This window comes from Dietzia sp. Cai40 (genome assembly GCF_014145165.1).
In the GTDB taxonomy this organism is placed as follows: domain Bacteria; phylum Actinomycetota; class Actinomycetes; order Mycobacteriales; family Mycobacteriaceae; genus Dietzia; species Dietzia natronolimnaea.
In genome coordinates, this window is sequence record NZ_JAALEB010000441.1 from 1 (window position 1) to 2,744 (window position 2,744).

General features: G+C 70.5%; 2 protein-coding genes and 1 pseudogene. 1 reads left to right on the plus strand and 2 read right to left on the minus strand.

The window, feature by feature from the left end; all coding sequences use genetic code 11:
• Positions 1-8 precede the first annotated feature (8 nt).
• A pseudogene (locus G6022_RS15285) lies at positions 9-707 on the minus strand (enoyl-CoA hydratase/isomerase family protein); the annotation flags it as partial.
• 42 nt (positions 708-749) lie between these two features.
• Complete coding sequence (locus G6022_RS15290) at positions 750-1,967, minus strand: acetyl-CoA C-acetyltransferase (RefSeq protein ID WP_095718890.1); 1,218 nt, start codon at positions 1,965-1,967, stop codon at positions 750-752.
• A gap of 162 nt (positions 1,968-2,129) precedes the next feature.
• Here G6022_RS15290 and G6022_RS15295 point away from each other — a divergent pair.
• On the plus strand, positions 2,130-2,744 hold a 615-nt coding region (locus G6022_RS15295; protein ID WP_182691916.1), incomplete at its 3' end, for a TetR/AcrR family transcriptional regulator.

Genomic DNA, 2,744 nt, shown 5'->3' on the forward strand with positions numbered 1-2,744 from the left:
GGCTACCGCGTGCCCCCGGGCATGCGGTAGCCCTTGCGGTCCCACGGCTGGGTCGCCGCCTCGGGATCGTCGGCGTTGGCGGCGATCCACGCCTTCGCCGCGGGCACCAGGTCGTCGGGGCCGGCCACCAGCTCGTCGACGAGCCCGAGCTCGTGGGCCCTGCCCGGACGCAGGCGCCTGCCCTCGAGCAGCACCTCCGTCAGGGCCGTGGCCACACCGAGCATGCGCACGGTGCGGACGATCCCGCCGCCACCGGGCAGCAGACCGAGGCTCACCTCGGGTAGGCCCAGCTGGATCGCGGGCGAGTCCACCACGATCCGGTGGTGGGTGGCCAGCGCGATCTCGAGACCGCCGCCGAGCGCGGCACCCGCGATGGCGGCCACGACGGGCTTACCCAGGGTCTCCAGTCGCCGCAGTGGCGCCTTGGCCCGCTCGACGGTGGCCACGGCCAGGTCCGCCCCGTCAGCGGGGATCGACAGGATGTCGGCCAGGTCGCCGCCGGCGAAGAAGGTCTTCTTGGCGGAGGTCAGGATCACGCCGGTGATCTCGTCGACCTCGGAGGCGAGCCTGTCGACGGCCGCCTCCATGGACGCCAGGTAGTCGGCGTTCATGGTGTTGGCGCTCTGACCCGGATCGTCCATGGTGAGGACGACGACGCCGTCGGCGTCGCGCTCGTAGGTGATGGTGTTGGTGAATTCGCTGCTCATTGGGGTTTTTCTCGTCCTTGTCAAGGCTGGCGGCCGGGTCGTCTACAGGCGTTCGATGATGGTGGCGATGCCCATGCCGGCACCCACGCACAGGGTCGCGAGGGCGTAGCGGGCGTCGCGGCGTTCCAGCTCGTCCAGGGCGGTGCCGAGGATCATCGCGCCGGTCGCGCCGAGGGGGTGCCCCATGGCGATCGCGCCGCCGTTGACGTTGATCTTCTCCATGGGGACCCCGAGGTCCTTGGCGAATTTCATCGGCACGGCGGCGAACGCCTCGTTGACCTCGAACAGGTCGATGTCGTCGATCGTCAGGCCGGCTTTGGCGAGGGCCTTGCGGGCGGCCGGGGTGGGGCCGGTGAGCATGATCGTGGGCTCCGAACCGATGACGGCGGCCGAGACGATCCTGGCGCGCGGCGCGAGGCCGTTGCGCTCGCCGGCCTCGGCGTTGCCGATGAGCATCGCGGTGGCACCGTCGACGATCCCGGAGGAGTTCCCGGCGTGATGGACGTGGTCGATGCGCTCGACCGAGTGGTACTTCTGCAGCGCCACGGCGTCGAAACCGGCCTGCTCACCGAGCGCCGCGAACGACGGCCGGAGTGACGCGAGATCGTCGGCGGTGGTGCCCCGCCGGATGTGCTCGTCATGGTCGAGCACGACCAGACCGGCGGAGTCGACCACCGGGATGACCGAGCCCGCGAAGCGGCCCTCGTCCCAGGCGGCGGAGGCGAGCTCCTGCGACCGCGCGGCGAACTCGTCGACGTCCCCGCGGGAGAAGCCCTCGATCGTGGCGATGAGGTCCGCGCCGATCCCCTGCGGGACGAACGAGGTGGAGTAGTTGACCCGGGGGTTCTGCGCCCAGGCGCCGCCGTCGGAGCCCATCGGGACCCGCGACATCGACTCCACGCCACCGGCGACGACGAGGTCCTCCCACCCCGCGCGGACCTTCTGCGCGGCCAGGTTCACGGCCTCGAGCCCGGAGGCACAGAAGCGGTTCTGCTGCACCCCGGCCACCGTCTCGGGCAGTCCGGCGGCGAGGGCCGCGATGCGGGGCAACACCGCGCCCTGCTCACCGACCGGACCGACGATGCCCATGACGACGTCCTCGATCTGTGCGGGATCGAGACTGCTGTTGCGCTCGACCAGCGAACGCAGCACGCCGACGGCGAGGTCGATCGGGGCGACGCTGTACAGCGAACCGCTGGACTTGCCCTTACCGCGTGGCGTGCGCACCGCGTCGTAGATGTAGGCCTCGGGCACTGACATGGGTGGGTTGTCCCTTCCGTCCCGAGCCGGTCTGCGACGACGCACTCGAGACACTCACATGGATTCGATCACATATATCTGTGAATTCGGGTTTACTATGGCCACTGTATCCGCTGTTGTCAAGATCACACCCCGATCCGCCCTCACGAGATCCGAGAGGTCATGACGTCGTCACCACCACTGCCCACGAGGTTCCCGGACGCCCCTCCACCGGGGTCCCGACGTGCGGAGATCGCGCTGGCCGCGGCCGAGGAGTTCACTCGACGCGGATACCACGCGACCCGTGTGGAGCACATCGCGGATCGACTCGCGGTGACCCCCGGTGCGCTGTACCGGTACGTCCCGGGCAAGTACGCGATGTTCCGAGACGCGGTCGCCACGCTCGTCGGGGAACTCGACGCCGCCACGTCCGGTTCCGATGACCTCGACCACCTGGTCGACTCGGTCACCCGGGCGACACTGACCCACCGCTCCCGCGCCGCGCTGTACCGCTGGCAGATCCGGTATCTCACGCCGGAGGACCGGGCGGCGGTCGTGGCGGCCGACATCCGGATCCGCCAGCGATTCTCCGACGCGATCCGCGGACACGGCGCTGTCGCCCGGACCGGGACCCGGGGCGCGGCCGGCGCCATCCTCGCCTGCATCGCCTCGCTCGGCCATCACCGCATCGAGGTCACCGAAGCGGGCGCGGTGGCGCTGATGCAGTCGATCGCGGCGGACCTGGCCGGATCCACCCCGGGCGTCAGGTCGACGCCGACTCCGCGAGCGGAACACCCG

Excerpts from the sequence above, each read along its gene's own strand:
- G6022_RS15290 (WP_095718890.1), bottom strand. The coding sequence starts at position 1,967 with ATGTCAGTGCCCGAGGCCTACATCTACGACGCGGTGCGCACGCCACGC.